This is a genomic window from Nocardioides sp. Iso805N (assembly GCF_000364605.1).
Lineage (GTDB): Bacteria > Actinomycetota > Actinomycetes > Propionibacteriales > Nocardioidaceae > Nocardioides.
The window spans coordinates 134,354-149,925 of sequence record NZ_KB822579.1; the positions used below are offsets into that span (position 1 = coordinate 134,354).

The following is a 15,572-nucleotide window of genomic DNA, read 5'->3' on the forward strand; positions in this document are numbered from 1 at the left end:
CAAGGCCGAGGGGGACAGCGACCTGTGCGGTCTGCGGCCCCGGGCGACGTCGGTCGCACGCCGGAGATCACGACCCCGATGGGTCAGCGCGAACCGCTACGCTGTTCCCATCCGGTACCCGAGCCATTGAGGGGCACAGCATGGGCGTCATCGTCGTCGGAGTCGACGGAAGCGAGCCGGCCGCACAGGCCGCCCTGGCGGGGGCCCGCCTGGCCGTGGCCCTCGGGTCCGAGCTCCGGGTGGTCTGTGCCTACGGCAACTACGAGGTCGAGCGGGTCCAGGACGACCGCGACCTGGTCTTCACCACCGTCGAGCCGGCCACCGAGGTGGCGGAGCAGACGATCGGCCGGCTGCGCAACGTCTACCCAGACCTGTCCGTCTCGGCGCACGCCGCCGGCGGCAAGCCGGCCGATGCGTTGCTCGAGGTCGCCGAGAGCGTCGACGCCGACCTCATCGTGGTCGGCAACAAGCGGGTGCAGGGTGCCGCGCGCATCCTCGGCAGCGTTGCCACCGAGGTCGCCCGCAAGGCACAGTGCGACCTCTACATCGCCTACACCCACGCCCGCCGTTGATCCTCAGCCGTCTCTGAAGCGCTCGCCGCCCACGGCCTCGTCGGGACAATGGCGCCGTCTTCCAGCGTGAGTCGGCGTCCTCGTCGTCGTACTGCGGCTGCTGCGAAGCAACGCCAGCTCCCGTTGGGCCCGCGCTGATACACAAGGCCCGAGAGGCAAGGTGGAGGGTCTCGACGTCGTCTCGCGGCCCGTCAGCATTCAGACGCGTGGGAGCCCGGTCAGCGACAGGCCAGGCATGGGGGATTGACGCCCGGAGGCGGCGACGTCAGGCACGCTGACTCTGTACGAGGAAGCCCTGCTGCGACCACATGGATGAGGCAATCGACCATCGTGCTAGACCAGCCCGACGAGAACCTTGACGAGCTCGTCGGGTCGGGAGAGAAACGGCGAGTGACTGCCGGGCAGCTCGATGGGAGCGATCCCCAAGCGCTCGACACAGACGCGCCGTGACCAGGCCGGGTCCACAGCTCGATCCTCCGTCATCAGGACATAACTCGACTCTACGGAGGGCCAGGCTGCGATCGGACACGGTTCGAGGAATGCTGCCGGCGCACTCGGCACGAGTCGGTCAAGGGCACGAACGATGCCTGGCTCTGCACAGTCGGCATAGAACACCTCGCGGGCAACGGTCTCAGGGACGACCGTGCGACCGAGGTCGTCAAGGACGACCCGGTCGAACGGCATGGTGACCGCCCCCGCCCCCTCCGGCGTTGCCAGGTACTCGTAGTAGGAGGTCCCTGGCCTTGGCACCATCGCTCCGAGGAAGATCATCCGAGCTACCGGTCGCCGTGTCGCGACGACGGGCAGTGCCAGCCCGCTCAGGGAGTGGCCGACGAGGACTACGTCGCCGGTGACTGCGTTGAGATCGTCGACGACGACATCGGCCCACTCATTCACCCCACGTTCGGCATCTTCCATCGGAAGGTCGGGCGTGATCACCGCGAAGCCCTGCTCTTCGAGCAATGGCCGCACCTTGTCCCAGCACCAGCTGCCGTGGGAGCCGCCGTGGATCAAGACGAAGGTCATCGGCGGGCGTCCGGGGGAGATCACGCTGCCACCGCGGCGCCAACGGGGGCCGTCTCGATGTGGGTCGGGTCGGCGAGCAGTTGGGTGGCGATTCCCTGCCGGACTTGCGAATTGCCGGAGTGGTTGTGGCAAGCAGTGGCCGCGAGGAGCAGGCGGCAGTGTTGCGAGACGGAGTCGGCGCGACGCATCGATTGTTCCTTTGCTCGGCCGGAGTCCCTCGCGGGTCCGGCGGCGATTCCAGTGGCCAACGCGACGCGGGGGCCATATAGATCAATGATCTAGACGAACGTAGGCGGACACTCCGGGCACGTCAAGAAGGGAGCTGATTTCGGACCCTCGCTTTCGTAGGGGCCGTCGGACGACTCGGGCTGGAATCGCCACTGGCACCGGTGCGAGAGATGTTCAGCAATCGCGGCCATCACACCCGGCAGGTCATGGCGTGCTTGGGTCCGCACGTCCCGGCGCCTCGAACACCGACTCCAACAGTGCCCGCGGCTGGTCGGTCAGGTCAGGGGAGTACGCCATGAGGCGCATAGTGCCCGCCGGCCCAGCGTTGGCAGTCGCAACCACGATGGGACGCAGGAACGACGTACGTGCGAATCCTGTCCGCGGTCGTGTGGGCATTTCTGCCGATACCGGACCCGAGCGGGGATGGGTGTAATCGAGGGGCGGATCGCAGTGGCTGCGACCCGGATGGTCGTGCAGCAGTGACGTCAATGGAGGTGAACATGCGGGCGATGGTGTACCGCGGGCCATACCGGGTCCGCGTCGAGGAGAAGGCCGTCCCGGCGATCGAGCATCCTGACGATGCGATCGTCCGAGTCACACGTGCGGCGATCTGCGGATCTGACCTACACCTCTACCACGGCATGATGCCCGACACCCGCGTCGGGATGACGTTCGGTCACGAGTTCATCGGCGAGGTGTACGAGGTGGGCCCGTCGGTGCAGAATGTGCGGCCGGGCGACCGGGTCATGGTGCCGTTCAACGTGTTCTGCGGGACGTGCTACTACTGTGCCCGCGGTCTCTACTCCAACTGCCACAACGTCAATCCCAACGCAACCGCAGTGGGAGGCATCTACGGCTACTCCCACACCTGCGGCGGGTACGACGGCGGCCAGGCGGAGTACGTCCGGGTGCCCTTCGCCGACGTCGGACCAGGGCTGATCCCGGACTGGATGGACGACGACACCGCCGTACTGTGCACCGATGCCCTGCCCACCGGATACTTCGGGGCCCAGCTCGGCGACATCGTCGAGGGCGATGTGGTTGTTGTGTACGGCGCCGGCCCGGTAGGGCTGTTCGCAGCGAGGTCGGCGTGGTTGATGGGCGCCGGTCGGGTGATCGTCGTTGACCACCTCGACTACCGGCTCGCGAAAGCGCGCGAATTCGCCCACGCGGAGACGGTCATGTTCACCGAGCACGCGGACCTCGTCCGTCACCTCAAACATCTGACGGAGGGCCTCGGGGCGGACGTCGTGATCGACGCCGTCGGCGCGGAGGCCGACGGTAGCGTCCTTCAACAGGTGACCGCGGCGAAGTTGAAGCTCCAGGGCGGGTCTCCGGTCGCGCTGAACTGGGCGATCGACACGGTCCGCAAAGGCGGCACGGTGTCGGTGATCGGGGCCTACGGACCCCTGTTCAGCGCGGTCAAGTTCGGTGACGCGATGAACAAGGGCCTGACCCTGCGGATGAACCAGTGTCCCGTCAAGCGGCAATGGCCGCGCCTGTTCGAGCACATCCGCAACGGCTACTTCAAGCCCAGCGACGTCATCACCCACCACGTGCCGCTCGAGCACATCGCGGAGGGATACCACATGTTCTCGGCCAAGCTCGACAACTGCATCAAGCCGATCGTCGTCCCCAGCGAGCCGTAGACCGACAGGAACTTCCCATGACCTACACACCTGACAAGCCCCCGATCGCAGAGAACAGCGCCGCGCTGAGAGCGCGGATCCCCGGATGGGGCGCCGACCTCGACCCCGCCGACCGGCCATCGGTGCCGCGGGAGCGCTTCGACCCCACCTTCTCGGGTGCCCACTGGGAGCATCCTGCGCGACAGCCGGAGAAGTGGCCGCGGGAGCGGTCGGTGGAGCACACCCAGCTTCCGCCGGTGTTCGGTACGACGTGCCCGCCCAAGGCGCTGTCCGGCGTCATCCGACGGTATGCCTACGCGACCTACAGCGAGGGCCAGGCGGCGCATTGGGTGTTGCTGATGGTGGCCGATCGGGTCGACGCGCTCGAGAGCGGACTGCGCTCGCTGCTGACGCTGCATCCGGACAACCCCATCACTGAGACGGGTGTGCTGGCGGAGGTCTCGCATCACGGCCTGCGTTCGCGGCTCGGGCACAACCGCGCGGACCTCAAGCACCACTGGATGGATCCGTTCATCGTCGGGGCTCCATGGATTGGCGGCGGCACGGTGGTGTACCTCCTGGCGCGGCGCATGCGAGGGCGTTCGTAGCGCGAGGAGCCTGCGTCGCGCGGTCCCGCACCGCGCCGCATCCCGACGGACACGAGAGGGATGGTCCTTGGCGGCCGCAACGCCCGACTTGGGATCGAGGCCCGGTCGCGTGCTTTCGCGCCGCCGCGCGCTCATCAGCCTCGCCATCGGTCTCACCGTGGGCCTGGTGGTAGCGGTGGTCGCAACACCTCGTTTGCTACCGCTGGTGACATGGACCGTCACCGTGGCTGTTCTGCTCACCTGGGTCTGGCGGATCAGCTGGCTGCAGGACTCGGAAGGCACAAAACACCTTGCGGAACACGAGGGCACGACCAGATCGACAGACCTCTGGCTGCTGGCGGCGGCGGTGGCAAGCCTTGCCGTGGTCGTGACTGCGCTCGTGCAGTCCAGCAGCCAACGCAATCCCACCGCCGTGGCCTCGGTGCTTCTCAGCGTCGTCAGCGTCACGCTCGCGTGGGCACTGGTGAACACCGTCTATGCGTTCAAGTACGCGCGCATGTATTACGTCGGCGAGCCGGACAAGGGCGGGATCGACTTCAAGCAGGAGCAGCCGCCGACCTACAGCGACTTCGCCTACCTGGCGTTCACGGTGGGCATGTCGTTCGCTGTGTCCGACACCGAACCGACCGCCACCAGGATTCGGCGGGTAGCGTTCGGTCACGCCCTGCTCTCCTACGCGTTCGGCACGGGAGTCCTGGCCGTGGCGATCAACCTGGTCACGAATCTCGGTCAGTGACGCGGCGATCGTGTGCGAGCCGGCTGCGGCGGTCCTCCTCGCGCTTGGAGTACGCCGCCGCCCGGATCGCCTCGTCCGACTCCAGCCCGCTGCCAAGTGCGCCGCCGACGGTTGCCACCGACGCGACGAACCATGCCAGCACGAACAGGTCGCCATAGTTGCGCGACGTCTGGAGGTAACGGCCCATGACGGTGGGGTCGAGCACGAACAGCGCCCACGCCAGGTCCAGAACGTAGAGCGCGACGTAGCAGATGACCACACCTGTGGCCAGGGTCAGCAGGGTGGAGGTGTTGTAGAGACGCGACCTGTCTCGCGCCTCGGGAGAGTCGTCCTCGGGCACGTCCCAGAGCTCACCGTCGATCACGAGCCATCCGACGACGAGTGCCATGGAGGCGATGGTCGCGATGATCAGGCGCCACCAGGACAACGACCCGGCCAACAGCCACACCGTGGAGTTGATGGTGGCGATGGCGCCGGTCGTGAGGGCCGCGACGAGGGCTGACTTCAGCCCGGGTAGGAGCAGCCAGGGCCGGTTGGCGAGCACCATGCCCAGCAGGAGTCGTGCGCGGGCGCTGCCATGAGGCAGCCGGACGCGGCGATCGCTCGTCGACGTCGGGTCGGCCATGCCGCTGATGAGTTCGCCCAAGGCGTCTCCACTGCGTTGATGCATGCGGAGGCCCCCGAGTGCGGGGAGGGACATCACCGCCGCTCGTTGCTGCGGGTCGGTCTCGATCAGCAGATATCGGCCCTCGCCGTCCCGAAGCGGAAGCTCGGTGACGCCGATGACGAGGTCCCACCGATGCTCGCGGGCGTGGTCGGTCAATCGAGACAGCGCCGTGCCCGTGTCCTCGCAGGCGAGAGTGAACGCCTCGCTCACGACCTCGACGTCCCATGCTTGTCGATCGCCGTCGGCCGCGTCCAGGTCGCGGAAGCGACGGGCAACTACGGTGGGTTTGGCCGGATCGGCCACCAGGCCGACACGAACCTGCTTCATCGCAACCGGGTACCCCCAACGACGGCGCAAAAACGGCCGAGCGCAGAACGGCATGGTTTGCGGCGCCTCGCGGTCGGGTACCCCTGGAGCAAGCCGCGTTACGCACACGGCATGGGACTGCGGAAACGCGACGGAGCACCCCACCGGCACTTGCCAGGTGGGGTGCTTTCTTTCGAGAGGCATTCAGTGACAGTCGCGGCCTCGGGCGGTCTCAAGCCGGCCCCGAGCCGCGGTGACCGTGGAGCGTTGTGCGCACCTGGTGCGCATAACACTCCACGGTCGCGCGTATGCCGACGGGCGAAGGCGCGGTGACAGTTCGCACGGTGAGTGACACCTCGGAACTGTCACTCCCCGCCGCAGATGTCACCGTGACACTTTGGCGCCCCGCCGACTCAGCCGGTGAGGGTCGCCGTCAGCGGCCGATGCCCTCGACGTCCATGCGCACCTCGTCGCCCGGCTGCAGCGCCGGCGGGACCCCGGCCCGCCCCCACGGCGCGCTCTGCATACGCGCGGCGCCTACGAAGCCCCGCCGCGGCGGCTACGTTCGCGGTGAACCACATCAAGGTGGATTGGAATCATCAGGCGTATCTGGCGGCGAAGAACTACCTCAGCATCGAGTCCTTCTCCAAGGCCGGTCTGATCGAGCAGCTCGAGTCGAGTGCCGGCGATCAGTACACCCACGCTCAGGCCGTCTTCGGAGCGAACAAGGCCTACAAGTAGCAGCGCTTGTGGCGCTTGCTGGCGAGCGCACCCCCGCGTGGCAGGTGGCACCCGTCAGACGACCTCCCGCCCGCGAGCGGAAGAATGTCGTACAAGGAAGCCGATGATCCGCTCGAGCCGGGTCTCTGGCTCATCCTCGGAAGCCTCAGCGCTGTCTTCGACATCGACCTTGTCATCCGCGTTCGGATCCGAGAACGAACGATGCCATCGCGGACGTCGCCGATGCTAAGCGGACAGTCGTCGCACCGTTGACGACGGAAACGCCCCCTGATCCTGCTCCGTCGCAGGCCAGAGGGCGTTTCGATCAGACGTCTGGCTCAGATGTCGTAGTAGAGCTCGAACTCGTGCGGGTGCGGACGCAGCTGCACCGGCAGGATCTCGTTGTTGGTCTTCCAGTCGATCCACATCTCGATCAGGTCCTCGGTGAACACGTCACCGACGGTGAGGAACTCGTGGTCGTCCTTGAGCGCCTGCAGCACGTCGCCGAGCGAGGTCGGGACCTGGTTGATCTCGGCCATCTCGTCCGGCGGGAGCTCGTAGATGTCCTTGTCGATCGGCGCGGGCGGCTCGATCTTGTTCTTGATGCCGTCGATGCCGGCGAGCAGCAGCGCCGAGAAGGCGAGGTAGGGGTTCGAGGACGGGTCGGGGAAGCGGGTCTCGATGCGCTTCGCCTTCGGGTTCGAGCCCGTGATCGGGATGCGTACGGCGGCGGAGCGGTTGCGCGAGGAGTAGACCAGCGAGATCGGAGCCTCGAAGCCGGGCACCAGGCGGTGGTAGGAGTTCACCGTGGGGTTGGTGAAGGCGAGCACCGCAGCGGCGTGCTTCAGGATGCCGCCGATGTACCAGCGGGCGACGTCGGAGAGACCGCCGTAGCCGTTCTCGTCGTAGAAGAGCGGCTCGCCCTCGGCCCAGATCGACTGGTGCACGTGCATGCCCGAGCCGTTGTCGCCGAAGAGCGGCTTCGGCATGAACGTCACCGTCTTGCCGGCCTCCCAGGCGGCGTTGCGGACGACGTACTTGAACTTCATGATGTCGTCCGCCGCCTTGAGCAGCGTGTCGAACTTGTAGTTGATCTCGGCCTGGGCGGCGGTGCCGACCTCGTGGTGCGCGCGCTCGACGAGGAGGCCGACCTGCTCGAGGTACTTGACCATGTCGTCACGCAGGTCCTGGGTGCCGTCGGTCGGCGTCACCGGGAAGTAGCCACCCTTGGTGCGGACCTTGTAGCCACGGTTGGGGGTGCCGTCGGGGTTGGCCGACGCGCCGGTGTTCCACGAGCCCTCGAAGGACTCGACCTCGTAGAACGACTTGTTGATCCCGGTCGCGAAGCGGACCGAGTCGAAGATGAAGAACTCGGCCTCGGGCGCGAAGAAGGCGGTGTCGCCGATGCCGGTGGTCTCGAGGTAGGCGAGCGCCTTGCGAGCGATGTTGCGCGGGTCGCGCGAGTAGGCCTCACCCGTGATCGGGTCGTGGACGAAGTACATCATCGCGATCGTCTTGTTCTTGCGGAACGGGTCGACGTACGCGGTGGTCACATCGGGGTAGAGCGCCATGTCGGACTCGTGGATGCTCTGGAAGCCACGGATCGAGGAGCCGTCGAAGGCCATCGGGTCCAGGTTGAACGACGACACCGGCACGGTGAGGTGCTGCTGGATGCCGGGAAGGTCGACGAAGCGGACGTCGACGAACTCGACTCCCTCGTCCTTGATGAACTTGAGCAGCTCATCGCCAGTGCTGAACATTCGTCCTCCTTGGCCACACGATGGTGCGGCCGAGATCGCTCGCGGGTGGAACTCGACTGAGGCGGCGCTGCCTCGACTCTGGCTCGCAAACTATGTCCGGGCAGTTGCGCAGCCGTGTCGCGATTGTTTCAGCCGTGTAACAGGTTGGCCGAAGTGGGGTCCGACAGGTGGGCACCTAGGCTGTCCGGGTGAGTTCCGCAGCCCCGACATCGACCGATCGCCGCGCCCTGCCCTTCGAGACCGCGTCCTGGGCCCGTCGGGTGCTGGCGCTGATCGTGGACTGGGCGCTCTCGATCCTGGTGGTCGTCTTCTTCATCGGCTGGGACGCCTACACCGCGCCCGGCGGCGCCAAGCAGGCTCTCGTCCCGCTCGTGTACGTCGTGGAGTCCGCGCTGCTGACCACGCTCGTCGGCGGCTCCTTCGGCAAGCTCGTGACGCGGCTGCGCACCGTGCGGGTCAACGGCGACCCGCGGCCGCTGGACCCGCTGCGCACCGTCGCGCGCCAGATCATGATCGCCGTGGTGATCCCGCCGCTCATCTTCCGGCCCGACGGCCGAGGCGTGCACGACCTCTCCTGCGGCTCCGCGACCGTGACCCTGCAGACCTATCGCTCGTTCTTCCGACGGCTGGCGAACTAAAGAGAAGGCAGACTCGATGACCAAGGCAGAACAGCGACCCACGCTGCGGCGTACGGCACTGGCGGGGCTCGCCGTTGCGGCGCTCGGCCTGACCGCGGCGTGCGGCAGCTCGTCCGGCAACGACACCTCGGCGGCGAGCGCAGGTGCCTCCGCCGGCAGCACGAGCAGCACGGGCGGCACGGCAGCGGCCGACGGGGCCGCGAACGCGTTCGCCCCCGGATCCACGGTGGACAACGCCAGCATCAAGAAGATGTTCACCGACGCGACCAGCGGGGCCACCACCGTGCACGTCGAGATGAAGATGAGCGGACAGATCGCCATGTCGGGCGGTGGCGACATGGACATGAAGTCCAACCCCGTCAAGGCAGACCTCCGCCTCACCTCGGCGAGCCTGGGCGGCAGCGCCATCCACATGCTGATGCTGGACAACACCGCCTACGTGAAGGTGCCACAGCTCGCCGACAAGTACCTGAAGGCCTCGCTCGTCGGCAAGAACAGCGCGCTGGGTCAGATGGGTCTGAGCTCGCTCGACCCGTCGGCGATGTTCGACCGGTTCAGCGACGCCATCTCGGGTGGCACGTACGTCGGCAAGGAGACCGTGGACGGCACCGCCACCGATCGCTACCGCCTCACGGTCGACGCGAAGGCGATCGCCTCGGCGATGCCGAGCATCTCGGCCCAGGCGACGGCGGTTCCCGACACCGAGACGGTCGACGTCTGGTTCGACGGCGACGGCCGCTACAAGCAGATGAAGACGGTCGTCGGGAGTGAGACCGTCTCGGAGTCCTTCTCCGACTGGGGCAAGCCGGTCACCGTCAAGGCACCGCCCGCAAGCCAGGTGCAGGACATGCCGTCGGCTGCCGGCGGGATGCTGGGCGGCTAGCGGAACGACAGGCATGCAGAACGGGTCGGCCCCGAGGGGCCGACCCGTTCTGTGCTCGTCTTGATCGCGGGAGTCGAGGCGATCAGCGACCGCGCATGTTGCCGCGCTGGCCCTTCATGTTGGTCGGGACCGGGCCCTTGGGCAGCGGCAATGTGCCGCGCTGGGCGTCCAGGGCCTTGAGCCGGTAGAGGATGTCGGTGATCTCGGCGGGCTTCACCTGGCGCTTGAGCCGGCTCACGTGCGAGACCAGCTTGGGCAGGGGGATCTCGCCCTCGCCGTTTCCGGCGACGACCTCGGTGAGCGGGGTATCGGGCAGCACCCGCTGGTGCTTGGTGCGCTCGGTGGCGAGCAGCGCCCGGACACGGGCTGGGCTGGTGCCCTCGGCTACCAGCACGATTCCCGGCGGCCCGACGACGCGGTGCACGACGTCCTGGTTCTTGTTGAACCCGACGGCAGGGGTCACGGTCCACCCGCGGCGCAGCATGTTCAGCGCGGCCGCCGCGGCACCAGGCTGCCCCTCGATCCGGTTGTAGGCAGCACGCTGGGCGCGGCGGGAGAAGAGCAGCAGCGCGGCGACGACGCCGAACAGCACCGCACCGACGACGGTGAAGATGATGCCGAGAAGGCCGTTGGCCGGCAGCAGCCAGAACAGGACGCCGCCGACGACAGCGCCGACGACGAACGTGCCGCCCACCCACAGGCCGACAGCGGGGTCGGCCTGCTTGGTCATCCGGTAGGTCTCGAGGATCTGCTGCCGGCGGCTCATCGAGCTCGGGTCGAGCTGGGACATCAGCGGGAATGCCTCTCTAGCAAAGGGAATGCGACCAGCGATGCGTCAGGCGGGCGCCTGCGCCCCGCGACGATCGATGGCCTGACGGTACAGCCGGCCGGCACGGTACGACGAACGCACGAGCGGCCCGGACAGGGCACCGGCGAAGCCGATCTCCTCGGCCTCGGCCTGCAGCTCGACGAACTCCTCCGGCTTGACCCACCGCTCCACCGGGTGGTGGCGCAGGCTGGGCCGCAGGTACTGCGTGATGGTGATCAGCTCGCAGCCGGCCTCGTGCAGGTCGCGCAGTGCCTGCGAGACCTCTTCGCGGGTCTCGCCCATGCCGAGGATCAGGTTCGACTTGGTCACCAGGCCGAACGCCCGGGCCTGGGTGAGCACGTCCAGCGAGCGCTCGTAGCGGAAGGCGGGCCGGATCCGCTTGAAGATCCGCGGCACCGTCTCCAGGTTGTGCGCGAGCACCTCGGGGCGGGACTCGAAGACCTCGGCCAGCAGGTCGGGCTTGCCGTTGAAGTCGGGCACCAGGTTCTCGACGCCGGTGTCCGGGTTCAGCTCGTGGATGGCGCGCACGGTCTCGGCGTAGAGCCAGGCGCCGCCGTCCTCGAGGTCATCGCGGGCGACACCGGTGATGGTGGCGTACTTCAGGCCCATCGTCTGCACGGACTCCGCGACGCGGCGCGGCTCGTCGCGGTCCAGAGGCTGCGGCTTGCCGGTGTCGATCTGGCAGAAGTCGCAGCGGCGCGTGCACTGGTCGCCGCCGATGAGGAACGTGGCCTCGCGGTCCTCCCAACACTCGAAGATGTTGGGGCAGCCGGCCTCCTGGCACACGGTGTGCAGGCCCTCGGACTTCACCAGCTGCTGGAGCTGGGTGTACTCGGGGCCCATCTTCGCCCGCGTCTTGATCCATGCGGGCTTGCGCTCGATGGGGGTCTCGGCATTGCGGACCTCGAGACGGAGAAGCTTGCGGCCTTCTGGTGCGAGAGTCACGGTCAAAATCCTACTTCGCAGGCGTCAGAAGCTGGATTCGGGGACCGTGGGCCGGCTCGGGGCGCGGTTCGTAGTCGGGCGTCGCGGCGTAGGGGCCCCAGGCGAGGTAGCTGCGCAGGTGGGCCGTCAGGAGCGGGCTGGTCTCCGCGACGGTGATGTCGCGGCCGGTCTCCAGCGTCAGGCTGGTGACGCCGGCGTCGCTGATGCCACAGGGCACGAACCGGTCGTACCAGCTCATCTCCACGTCGCAGTTCATCGCGACGCCGTGCATCGTCACGCCCTGGCTGACCCGCAGACCGATGGCGGCGATCTTGCGCTCGGGACGGCCGGTCCCCGAGCCCGTAGGAGGATCGGCCTGCAGCCAGACGCCGCTGCGTCCCGGGACGCGGGCGGTCGCCACACCGAGATCGGCGCAGGTGCGGATCATCGCCTCCTCGAGCCGGCGGACGAAGTCGACGACCTTGACGTGGTCGGGGAGACGGACGATCGGGTAGGCGACAAGCTGGCCGGGGCCGTGGAAGGTGATCTTGCCGCCACGGTCGACGTCGATCACCGGCGCGCCGCCGGGATCCATCGGCCGCTCGTGGGCGTCGGTGCGCTTGCCGGCGGTGTACGTCGGCGGGTGCTCCAGCAGTAGCACCGTGTCGGGTCGGGTGCCGGCGACGACCTCGGCATGAACCTGCTTCTGCAGCTCCCAGGCATCGAGGTAGTCGATCGTTCCCAAGGTCTCGAAGCGCAACGCCGTCACCCCGCGAGGGTACTCCCCAAGAAGGCGAGCTCCGCGGGCAGCATCCGCCGCCAGTAGCCGGCCTCGTGGGCGCCCTCGGTGAACGTGCTCCGCACGTGTGCCGAGGCCGGGAACCCGGCCACGTAGCGACGAATGGCGACGTAGAACGGGTCCTCGCGACCGATATCGACCCGCACCGGGATGCCGGTCAGATCTCGCTGGCGGTGAAAGACGGAGTAGGTGTCGTACTCGGCCGCGCTGGAGAACCCGGCCGGCGAGACGCCCGAGGAGTCGACCCACACCGCGGGGCTCGCCACCGCCACCCCGCGAACCCGCTTGTGCCCCAGCAGCCCGGCCAGGCGGAGCGCGCCGTACCCGCCCATGGACCAGCCGTGGAACCCGAGCGTGCCGGTGTCGACGCCGTGGCCGGCCAGCAGCGGCAGCAGCTCGTCGGTGACCATCGCCCCCGCATCCTCGCCGTGGTGCGGGTGCCAGTAGCTCTCGCCGCCGTCCACCGAGGCGATCGCGTACGGCGTGACGCCGCGCGCGACGGCTTGTGCCAGGAACTGCGGACCGCCGAGCTGGTCGATGAAGGTGGTGTGATCGCCGCCGCGACCGTGCAGGGTGACGACCAGCGGCAGCTTTCCCGTGACATGCGGGGGCCGGATCAGCGACCAGCCGGTCCTGACCCCGCCGCGGGCCTTGGAGACGAACGATCCGCTGACGATGGGGCCCGTCGCGATGTCGGGGATCCTCCCGTCGGCGCCGGTCCAGCCGAGAGCCCGGTGCATCGCGGCCCGACCGGGCAGGACGCCGTCCTGGACACCGACGAGGGCTGCCGTCGCAGCGGCGACCCCGAGCACCGGGGCAGCCAGCATCGTTCTGCGCGAGATCACCGGCCGATGGTGGCAGACGAGGGGCGTAAATGCGCCGCTCCCCGGACGAGACGGTGGGGACGACGGCGTGTCGGCCCCCGTTTCGTCCGGGGAGCGGGGTGGAGCGGTGGGATCAGAGGTCGAAGACGCCGGCCTCGAGGCGCTTCTTGACGTCCTGGAGGAAGCGGCCTGCGTCGGCCCCGTCGACCAGGCGGTGGTCGTAGGTCAGCGCGAGGTAGACCATGTGGCGGATAGCGATGGTCTCGCCGAGGTCCGGGTCGTCGATGACGACCGGACGCTTGACCACGGCACCGGGGCCGAGGATGGCGACCTGCGGCTGGTTGATGATCGGCGTGTCGAAGAGTGCGCCGAACGAGCCGAGGTTGGTGATGGTGAAGGTGCCGCCGGAGAGCTCGTCCGGGGTGATCTTGTTGGTGCGGGTGCGCTCGGCCACGTCGGCGATCTTCTTCGCCAGGCCGGCGATCGAGAGGTCGCCGGCGTCCTTGACGACCGGGGTGAGCAGACCGCGCTCGGTGTCGACGGCGAACGCGACGTTCTCGCGGTCGTAGTAGGTCACCTCGCCGGCCTCGGTGTTGAGGTTGGCGTTGAGCTTCGGGTGGGACTTGAGCGTGTCGATCGCGGCCTTGGCGAAGAACGGCAGGTACGTCAGCTTGACACCCTCGCGTGCCTGGAACGCGGCCTTGTTGGCCTCGCGCAGGCGAGCGATGTTGGTGACGTCGACCTCCATCACCTGGGTGAGCTGCGCCGAGACGTGCAGCGACTCGGTCATCCGCTCGGCGATCACCTTGCGCAGGCGGGAGATCTTCTCGGTCGTGCCACGCAGCGGCGAGGCCGCCGGAGCTGCCGGGGTCTTGGCGGCGGGAGCAGCAGGGGCGGCCGGAGCAGCGGCGGGGGCCTTGGCGGCCTCGGCAGCGGCGAGGACGTCCTCCTTGCGGATGCGACCGCCGACGCCCGAGCCCTGGACGTCGGCCAGGTCGACGCCGTGCTGGCTGGCGAGCTTGCGCACGAGCGGCGTCACGTAGCCGCCGGCCTCGATGCTGGTGCTCGGGGCGAGCGGAGCCGAGGTGGCCGGGCTGGTGGGCGCCGGAGCCGCAGGGGCCTCGGCAACCGGGGCGGGCGCAGCCGGAGCCGGAGCCGGCTCGGCCGGGGCAGCCGGAGCCGGAGCGGGCTCGGCCGCGGCGGGCGCCGGAGTCGGCTCAGCCGAGGCGGCCGGGGCAGGCGCAGGCTCGGTCGGAGCAGCGGGAGCCGGGGCAGCGGCGGCGTCGCCGACGAGCGCGAGCTCGGTGCCGACCTCGACCGTCTCGTCCTCGCTGACCTTGATCTCGAGCAGCGTGCCGGCGACGGGGGAGGGGATCTCGGTGTCGACCTTGTCGGTGGAGACCTCGAGCAGCGGCTCGTCGACGGCGACAGCGTCACCGACCTGCTTGAGCCACCGGGTCACGGTGCCCTCGGTGACCGACTCGCCGAGCGCGGGCAGCGTCACCGACGTGGCGTTGCCGCCGGCAGCGGGAGCCGGGGCGGCGGGAGCCTCCGGAGCGGCCTGCGCAGGCGCGGCCTCGGCCGCGGGCGCGGCGGGCTCAGCGGCGGGCTCGGGCTCCGACGGCGCCTCGGGCGCAGCGGCGCCGGCCTCGTCGGCGGCGCCCACCAGCGCCAACACGGCGCCGACCTCCACGGTGTCGTCCTCGCCGGCCTTGATCTCGAGCAGGGTGCCTGCCACCGGGGACGGGATCTCGGTGTCGACCTTGTCGGTGGAGACCTCGAGCAGCGGCTCGTCGACGGCCACGGTGTCGCCGACGTTCTTGAGCCAACGGGTGACAGTGCCCTCGGTGACGGATTCGCCGAGTGCCGGGAGGGTGACTTCGGTAGCCATGGACTTCCTTCGCTGCGTACTGGTGGTGACCGTACTGGGGACCGTATCGTGTGCCTTCATCTTGGCACCCCGCTCACACGTGTGCAGCACCGGCTGGCCTACCGACTGGTAACGGAATGTGCCACGTCACACGGCGCTACCGGGCACACTTGCACTCATGGCGTGGTGGGATCGGTGGCGTCGCGGTGGGCGTTGGCGCGCACCAGCGGCGGATGGGCTCAGGACCGGGTCGACGCGGGTGCGTGCGGCGGACGGTGCGGACGTGGAGCATCTGGAGTCGTTCATCGCGACCCGGCGGGGAGTGGAGGGCCTGGTCGAACCCCGTACGGCGGTCAGCGACGTCACCCTGCTGCTCGTCGCCCACGACGGTGAGTGGACCCGCCGCAGGGTGCCCTCCGTGCGCTGGGCCCACGAGTTCTGCAACGACCGGATGGTGCCGTCCTACGACGCGGCGGTGGTGGGCGTGCCCCAGCGGATGCGCGACTACAACAGGCGGCGCAAGCAGGAAGGCCGCTGACCGTCGTACCTGACGT

The 15,572-nt window shown here is 68.6% G+C and carries 16 protein-coding genes; 8 read left to right on the forward strand and 8 right to left on the reverse strand.

Features of this window, described 5'->3' with window-relative positions; translation table 11 throughout:
* Window positions 1-140: 140 nt before the first annotated feature.
* Window positions 141-572, forward strand: coding sequence for a universal stress protein (locus H036_RS0112650; protein ID WP_017935156.1), 432 nt, complete (start codon window positions 141-143; stop codon window positions 570-572).
* A 333-nt stretch (window positions 573-905) separates the two neighbouring features.
* On the opposite strand, the gene H036_RS0112655 is transcribed toward H036_RS0112650, so the two are convergent.
* Window positions 906-1,598: an alpha/beta fold hydrolase gene (locus tag H036_RS0112655; RefSeq protein ID WP_026146008.1), complete on the reverse strand. Its 693-nt coding sequence runs from the start codon at window positions 1,596-1,598 to the stop codon at window positions 906-908.
* Window positions 1,599-2,326: 728 nt separating this feature from the next.
* Between H036_RS0112655 and H036_RS0112665 the strand changes: the two genes are divergently transcribed.
* The 3 genes from H036_RS0112665 to H036_RS0112675 all read left to right on the forward strand — a co-directional run bounded on the left by H036_RS0112665 (window position 2,327) and on the right by H036_RS0112675 (window position 4,798).
* Window positions 2,327-3,475, forward strand: coding sequence for a zinc-dependent alcohol dehydrogenase (locus H036_RS0112665; RefSeq protein WP_026146009.1), 1,149 nt, complete (start codon window positions 2,327-2,329; stop codon window positions 3,473-3,475).
* A 17-nt stretch (window positions 3,476-3,492) separates the two neighbouring features.
* Entirely contained in the window at window positions 3,493-4,062 is a 570-nt protein-coding gene (locus H036_RS0112670; protein ID WP_017935160.1) for a hypothetical protein, read from the forward strand.
* Between the two features lie 109 nt (window positions 4,063-4,171).
* Window positions 4,172-4,798, forward strand: a complete 627-nt coding sequence (locus H036_RS0112675) for a DUF1345 domain-containing protein (protein WP_017935161.1) — start codon at window positions 4,172-4,174, stop codon at window positions 4,796-4,798.
* Here the strand turns inward: H036_RS0112675 and H036_RS0112680 are convergent.
* Entirely contained in the window at window positions 4,779-5,975 is a 1,197-nt protein-coding gene (locus tag H036_RS0112680; RefSeq protein WP_198289970.1) for a hypothetical protein, read from the reverse strand. The genes H036_RS0112675 and H036_RS0112680 overlap by 20 nt on opposite strands.
* Window positions 5,976-6,341: 366 nt before the next feature.
* Here H036_RS0112680 and H036_RS25725 point away from each other — a divergent pair, with 366 nt between their 5' ends.
* Window positions 6,342-6,512 (forward strand): Ltp family lipoprotein, encoded by a 171-nt coding sequence (locus H036_RS25725; RefSeq protein WP_017935164.1) that lies wholly within the window; start codon window positions 6,342-6,344, stop codon window positions 6,510-6,512.
* A 317-nt stretch (window positions 6,513-6,829) separates the two neighbouring features.
* Here H036_RS25725 and glnA read toward each other — a convergent pair whose 3' ends face one another.
* Complete coding sequence (gene glnA, locus H036_RS0112690) at window positions 6,830-8,251, reverse strand: type I glutamate--ammonia ligase (RefSeq protein ID WP_017935165.1); 1,422 nt, start codon at window positions 8,249-8,251, stop codon at window positions 6,830-6,832.
* A gap of 188 nt (window positions 8,252-8,439) precedes the next feature.
* Between glnA and H036_RS0112695 the strand changes: the two genes are divergently transcribed.
* Window positions 8,440-8,889 (forward strand): RDD family protein, encoded by a 450-nt coding sequence (locus H036_RS0112695; RefSeq protein WP_017935166.1) that lies wholly within the window; start codon window positions 8,440-8,442, stop codon window positions 8,887-8,889.
* Between the two features lie 16 nt (window positions 8,890-8,905).
* The gene (locus tag H036_RS0112700) at window positions 8,906-9,772 is read left to right on the forward strand and encodes an LppX_LprAFG lipoprotein (protein WP_017935167.1); all 867 of its coding nucleotides are present in this window, start codon (window positions 8,906-8,908) and stop codon (window positions 9,770-9,772) included.
* 82 nt (window positions 9,773-9,854) lie between these two features.
* On the opposite strand, the gene H036_RS0112705 is transcribed toward H036_RS0112700, so the two are convergent.
* The 5 genes from H036_RS0112705 to sucB all read right to left on the reverse strand — a co-directional run bounded on the left by H036_RS0112705 (window position 9,855) and on the right by sucB (window position 15,039).
* On the reverse strand, window positions 9,855-10,562 hold the full coding sequence (locus H036_RS0112705; RefSeq protein ID WP_017935168.1) for a DUF4191 domain-containing protein: 708 nt from the start codon (window positions 10,560-10,562) through the stop codon (window positions 9,855-9,857).
* Window positions 10,563-10,607: 45 nt separating this feature from the next.
* A complete protein-coding gene (lipA, locus tag H036_RS0112710) occupies window positions 10,608-11,546 on the reverse strand; it encodes a lipoyl synthase (RefSeq protein ID WP_017935169.1) in 939 nt (312 codons plus the stop codon).
* Between the two features lie 10 nt (window positions 11,547-11,556).
* Window positions 11,557-12,294 (reverse strand): lipoyl(octanoyl) transferase LipB, encoded by a 738-nt coding sequence (lipB, locus tag H036_RS0112715; RefSeq protein WP_017935170.1) that lies wholly within the window; start codon window positions 12,292-12,294, stop codon window positions 11,557-11,559.
* Entirely contained in the window at window positions 12,291-13,169 is an 879-nt protein-coding gene (locus H036_RS0112720) for an alpha/beta hydrolase (RefSeq protein WP_026146010.1), read from the reverse strand. Before H036_RS0112720 ends, lipB begins: the two co-directional genes overlap by 4 nt.
* Window positions 13,170-13,281: 112 nt before the next feature.
* Window positions 13,282-15,039, reverse strand: coding sequence for a 2-oxoglutarate dehydrogenase, E2 component, dihydrolipoamide succinyltransferase (gene sucB / locus H036_RS0112725; protein WP_017935172.1), 1,758 nt, complete (start codon window positions 15,037-15,039; stop codon window positions 13,282-13,284).
* 262 nt (window positions 15,040-15,301) lie between these two features.
* On the opposite strand from sucB, the gene H036_RS22770 reads away from it, so the two are divergent.
* Window positions 15,302-15,556, forward strand: coding sequence for a hypothetical protein (locus H036_RS22770; RefSeq protein ID WP_232421859.1), 255 nt, complete (start codon window positions 15,302-15,304; stop codon window positions 15,554-15,556).
* Window positions 15,557-15,572: the final 16 nt, after the last annotated feature.